The following is a 5,159-nucleotide window of genomic DNA, read 5'->3' as shown; positions in this document are numbered from 1 at the left end:
ATCAATATGTATCCAAATTAAATAATCAACTAAATACAACTGCACTACCAAACACTACATTTGAAGGTATTTCTCTTGATGGAAAAAATAAAGCAGATATTCAAGCCCTTGTTAATCAAAAGATGAATGAATTAAATCAAAAATCTCTTAACTACGTATTCCAAAATGATAAGCAAAATTACACGTGGAAAGATTTAGGAGTAGATTATAAAGAGAAGGATATTGTCGACAATATCTTTAAAGAACAAGAAGGGAACGTAATGAATCGTTACAACATGCGTAAGCAAGCTGAAAACGGTGAAGTAAAACGTGACTATAAATTAACACCACAATTAAATACAACAACTTATGAAACCTTTATAAAGGATAAATATAATGAAACATTAAAAAATCCTGTCAACGCCGAATTAAGTGTTGAAGGCTCTACAGTAAATATTAGCCAAAGTCAAAATGGAGAAAAAATTGATAAAGGAAAATTAACCGATTTAACAAGCGCAGCTATTACTTCTGGCACACCCGATGTTGTATTACCAGTTACACTAATAAAACCTGAACGTTCTACAGAAGATATACAACAAATGGGGATTAAAGAAGTGATCGCTGAATACTCTACCCCAATGGCTGGCCGTAATGGAAATCAATCCTATAACGTAAATAAGTCAGCTAATACGTTAAGTGGAGTTATTGTAGCACCTGATGAAACGTTTAGTTTTAATGGCCGTGTTGGCCTAACTGATGCTGCACATGGTTATAAATCCGCAGCAGTATATTCACAAGGTAAAGTTATACAAAGTGCAGGCGGAGGCGTTTGCCAAGTAAGTAGTACTTTATACAGCGCAGCTTTAAGGGCAGATTTAGGAATTGTTTCTCGAAGCAATCATTCTATGCCCGTAAATTATTTACCACTTGGGCAGGATGCAGCAGTGGCAGATTATGGTCCGGATTTAAAATTTAAAAACAATACAGGTAAGCATATTTACATTCAAGCATTTTCAAATGGCGGTAGTATTACTACACGTATTTTCGGTACAAATACTGGTAAAAATGTTGAAGTTTCTTCTCAAGTAATTAGTAATACTGGTGATAAAATAACAGCGGTTACGTATAAAAAAGTAACACAAAACGGTGAAGTACTCTCAAATGGACAAATTTCAAAAAGCGTATATAAAAGTGCCCCAAAACAATGAGATAATATCAAACGGACAAATTTCAAAAAGAGTATACAAAAAGGCGTGATCTACTCACGCCTTTTTCTTTTGCAATAATAGTAAAAAAATTTCCAGATGATCTTTCGTTTCTTCTAAAGACCACACACGATTGCCTTGCTTCGCAGCTAATACGCACACTTCTTCCCACGCGTTCTTTTTCTTCATATTTACTAATTCATCGCGTAATTTCAAAACAATCTCTTCGTCCTCTTGCTCTATAAACTCTTCCATCACGCTTACTATTTCATCCTCATGAATACTTAACGTACAGTACGATTTAAGAAAGTATTGTAATGTTGGATACATATATACTCCCCCCTTTATTTATCTGATGGATAAGAAGTAATAATCTTAAATCCTAGATTTCCTGATTTATCTCTCGCTAAAACAGTAACAGTCTTTACTAGTTTGTCTTTTACATTCATATTTTTCTTTATTACTGTTTTTCCAACTGGGAATGAATGAGTTGTATTCAATACAAGACGAGCCTCTTTAGAGTTTTTCAACCAATCCTGAATTTCTTTATCATGTTGTTTTAAACTATCTTTCACAGCCTTTGTCGCTGTTTCCTTATCATAGTATGTACTTGCCGCTGAAACTTTATCTGTCTTCAAACGATTCTTCAAATCCTCTTCTGATTTGCCTACATGCCTTTCAATCGTATGACCATTTTTAGGTGGCCCTTCCATTTCATCTAAAATATTATCACTAATTTTTTCTACTGATGTAGAATGATCCTCTTTTGGTTTTTCTGTTTTTTGTTCTTTTCCTGCACATCCACTTAAAATCAGCATTAGTGCCAATAAACTACTCAAGAAAAGACTACTTAATCGTTTCATCGTATCACCTCTTCCATGATTATTATCGTAACTCCACTAAAAGTCAATTTCACAAAGAAAAAATGTATACAGTTTTAAAATCCTCATTCATTTTGCTATATTTTCCACCCCCCTTTCATCAAATCACTGTTTTTCGCCCTTTTTAAAATATACCCCCATATTTTTATAATTATTTCCCAGATGAAAACACCAATCGAAACACTCCATAAACCCTTTAAACACAGGATTTATGGAGTGTTTTTTAAACAAACTAAATATACCCCTACTTTCATATACCCAATACCTATATAAGGTATATAAATCCCTTTCTATCAACTGTTTTCTACATTATGTAAATTTGCACTTGCCTATACAATGTAAATATGGTGTAATGCAAAAAAAGATAAAGGATTTTAAAGAATGGCTGAAACAATTCAAAACTTCTTAACAGACTATTATTCAATCGCAATTCCACTTAGTATATTAATCAACATCATCATCAGTCTTTTAGGTTTTATCCCTAGTATTTTTTTGACCGCCATTAATATACAGCTCTTCGGTGTAACAAATGGCACAATCATCTCGATCGCAGGTGAGGCATTAGGGGCTATTATCTCGTTTTATATTTATCGTATAGGCCTTCAAAAGTTCACTCACGATAAAGTAAATACGTATCCAAAGGTAGAACGCCTTCTTTACGTAGAAGGCAGAGAGGCATTTCTACTCGTCCTATCTTTTCGTTTTATTCCTTTCATTCCGTCCAGTATCGTTACTTTATTTGCAGCTCTAGGCAAAATGTCATTACTCTCTTTCAGTATTGCCAGCACAATAGGGAAAATACCGGCTTTATTGATTGAAGTATATTCTGCATATCATGTCATTAACGGAACAAATGAAGCGAAATGGATTATTACAATCGCAGGTTGTGTTGGATTATTTTATTTGTGGAAAAAATGGAGAAAAAAATAAAGAAGGAGCATAGGCTCCTTCTTTATTTTTGAGGTATTTTATTAATAACTATCCCTTAAAGCCTTAGTTTACACCAACAGCACTAAATGATTGCTTAACTGCTGCTACTTCTGCAGAGCTAGCACCATATAAATCAGCTGCAGCTTGCACTGCACCAGCACGAGCTTGACTAAATGTAGTAGATTGCGTGAAATACTGTGTATTTGCACGGTAGTAAATCGCACCTAATTTATCTTTACCGATACCAGTTACAGTTACACCAGAATGCGTACCACCATTTGCTAATAAATAAGCTTGTTTGTTAATAATACCACTGTTTGTATGAACGCCACCGTTATCACTTGAACCCGTGTAACGCTTAGAATAATGGTCTGGGTCACCATATTTCGCTGGATCACTCATAGAACGAAGTGCATCTCCCGCCTTACCAGGTGTATAAATATCTTCACCAATCTCCCAATCTGGGTTACGGTTATCATAGAATTCTACTAAAGTACCAAAAATATCAGAAATTGCTTCATTTAACGATCCAGATTCATTTTGATAAATTAAATCCGAGCTATTTTCCGTAACAGCATGTGTTAATTCATGGCCAATTACATCAATGCCACCAGATAATGAGGTGAATGTTACACCATCACCATCTCCGTATACCATTTGTGAGCCGTTCCAGAATGCATTATTATACTTACTTCCGTAATGAACTGTTGATTTTAATGGTGCTCCTGCATCATTAATAGAGTTTCTGTTAAATGTAGCTTTATAGTAATCATATGTTTTACCTGCATAGTAATGAGCATCTACTGCCGCTGCATCATACGCTGCATTGAAAACATTATCTGCATCTGCCCATAATGTTCCTGGTAATGTTGAGCGGTTTTTCGCATCATATGTGAAAATTGTTGCTCCGCGCGTATTATCTTGTAAATAGTAAGACGATCCAGATAACGTTGTATTAAGCGATTTCGTATCTCCTAATACACCTTTACCAGTTCCAACTTTATTCGTCCCTGTTACAGGCTTTACAACCGCTTTCGCTTCCTGTTTAGGAGCATCTTGCTTAACTGGTGACTTATCATCATTCGTTACATGATCAAGTTTATTATATTTATTTAACACTTTACCGCTTTCCGCTTCAATGAAATAGTAATAGTTTCCTGGATTTGGCTCTAAGAAGTTTAAATTCACAACGTATGCATATGTCGTTTCTTCACCATTTTGATATACATATAAATCCGCTTTTGGATCCACTTCGTATTTAGGTGTTACTCCTAAATCTTGTTGCGCAATTTCAATTGCTTTTGCGCCTTCAATCTTATTTTTGTTTTTTAACTTTTCCTTCTTGTCTAAATCAGGCGCAACTGTTCCAGACAATACTTTTAAAGAACCATCTTTACTTACGTGAGCTACTTGAGTAGACCCCCATACAGGTACTCCCTCGTAAACTTGTTGCATACGTACTACTGTTGAATCAGTTACAGCATCTTTTTTCACTTGTTTCACTTTGAAAGAATCTTGCGCACTCTTTTCCCCTAGCTTATAATCACCTTTTGCTGCGTTTAAGTAATCAAACACCACAGATTCCGCTTTCTTACCAGTCGCTCCAGTTAGATCACCAGAAATAAACTCAGGTGACTGTACCGTCTCATTGTACTTCTTAGTAGAGAGTACATTTTTAGAATCCGCAAATGCAGAGCCTGTCCCTCCGAACGTAGTAACTGCCATTCCTGCCGCTAACACTAACGCTAAACTCTTCTTTTTCATCTAACATTCCCCCTAATAAAAAATTTTTGAAAAAGAGTGGTTTCATATTATCATTATGTTTCCACTATTAATATACTAAAAATTCAATTAATTTCTTTCTCAAGTGTTGTAGAATTTTGAGGAACAAATATTGAAAAAAACCCTTTCCGTTGGGAAAGGGTTTTTTTATAAATTAATTTGTTCAACTGTTTTAGCTTCTTGACCTAGAGTATCCGGCTTCCAAGCATACTGAATATCCAATACTACAGCTGCAATTGCCATAACCACAAATGTTCCTGCAATTAACTTTTTCATACTATCCCTCCTCTTTACTCTTCTAATAAAGTAATCGCTAATTTATAATAGCGATTACTTTCTTTAAAATCTGAGCATTCTTCTAAGTATTCAGCTAGTTCTAAGT

At 34.9% G+C, this 5,159-nt stretch carries 6 protein-coding genes; 2 read left to right on the top strand and 4 right to left on the bottom strand.

The window, feature by feature from the left end:
• On the top strand, positions 1–1,187 hold a 1,187-nt coding region (locus tag AB3X49_RS17325; protein ID WP_367963628.1), incomplete at its 5' end, for a VanW family protein.
• A 54-nt stretch (positions 1,188–1,241) separates the two neighbouring features.
• Here the strand turns inward: AB3X49_RS17325 and AB3X49_RS17320 are convergent.
• Together AB3X49_RS17320 and AB3X49_RS17315 are read right to left on the bottom strand one after the other, a co-directional pair.
• The gene (locus AB3X49_RS17320) at positions 1,242–1,514 is read right to left on the bottom strand and encodes a hypothetical protein (RefSeq protein WP_367963626.1); all 273 of its coding nucleotides are present in this window, start codon (positions 1,512–1,514) and stop codon (positions 1,242–1,244) included.
• Positions 1,515–1,528: 14 nt separating this feature from the next.
• On the bottom strand, positions 1,529–2,047 hold the full coding sequence (locus tag AB3X49_RS17315) for an RNase A-like domain-containing lipoprotein (protein WP_002125157.1): 519 nt from the start codon (positions 2,045–2,047) through the stop codon (positions 1,529–1,531).
• A gap of 399 nt (positions 2,048–2,446) precedes the next feature.
• Here AB3X49_RS17315 and AB3X49_RS17310 point away from each other — a divergent pair, with 399 nt between their 5' ends.
• On the top strand, positions 2,447–2,995 hold the full coding sequence (locus tag AB3X49_RS17310) for a TVP38/TMEM64 family protein (RefSeq protein ID WP_002125156.1): 549 nt from the start codon (positions 2,447–2,449) through the stop codon (positions 2,993–2,995).
• A 63-nt stretch (positions 2,996–3,058) separates the two neighbouring features.
• On the opposite strand, the gene AB3X49_RS17305 is transcribed toward AB3X49_RS17310, so the two are convergent.
• Together AB3X49_RS17305 and AB3X49_RS17300 are read right to left on the bottom strand one after the other, a co-directional pair.
• Positions 3,059–4,759 carry a M4 family metallopeptidase gene (locus tag AB3X49_RS17305; RefSeq protein ID WP_367963624.1) on the bottom strand — a complete coding sequence of 567 codons (1,701 nt, stop codon included), beginning with the start codon at positions 4,757–4,759 and terminating at the stop codon, positions 3,059–3,061.
• Positions 4,760–4,924: 165 nt separating this feature from the next.
• The gene (locus AB3X49_RS17300; protein ID WP_000733136.1) at positions 4,925–5,053 is read right to left on the bottom strand and encodes an NprX family peptide pheromone; all 129 of its coding nucleotides are present in this window, start codon (positions 5,051–5,053) and stop codon (positions 4,925–4,927) included.
• Positions 5,054–5,159 lie beyond the last annotated feature (106 nt).

Source organism: Bacillus sp. C30, assembly GCF_040838255.1.
Taxonomy (GTDB): Bacteria; Bacillota; Bacilli; order Bacillales; family Bacillaceae_G; genus Bacillus_A; species Bacillus_A mycoides.
Note: the sequence above shows the minus strand (reverse complement) of the source record. Positions and strands in the feature narration are given on the sequence as shown.

What these genes read in the sequence shown, in the direction of transcription:
- AB3X49_RS17320 (WP_367963626.1), bottom strand. Translation starts at nt 1,514, where the DNA reads ATGTATCCAACATTACAATACTTTCTTAAATCGTACTGTACGTTAAGT.
- AB3X49_RS17315 (WP_002125157.1), bottom strand. Translation starts at nt 2,047, where the DNA reads ATGAAACGATTAAGTAGTCTTTTCTTGAGTAGTTTATTGGCACTAATG.
- AB3X49_RS17310 (WP_002125156.1), top strand. Translation starts at nt 2,447, where the DNA reads ATGGCTGAAACAATTCAAAACTTCTTAACAGACTATTATTCAATCGCA.
- AB3X49_RS17305 (WP_367963624.1), bottom strand. Translation starts at nt 4,759, where the DNA reads ATGAAAAAGAAGAGTTTAGCGTTAGTGTTAGCGGCAGGAATGGCAGTT.
- AB3X49_RS17300 (WP_000733136.1), bottom strand. Translation starts at nt 5,053, where the DNA reads ATGAAAAAGTTAATTGCAGGAACATTTGTGGTTATGGCAATTGCAGCT.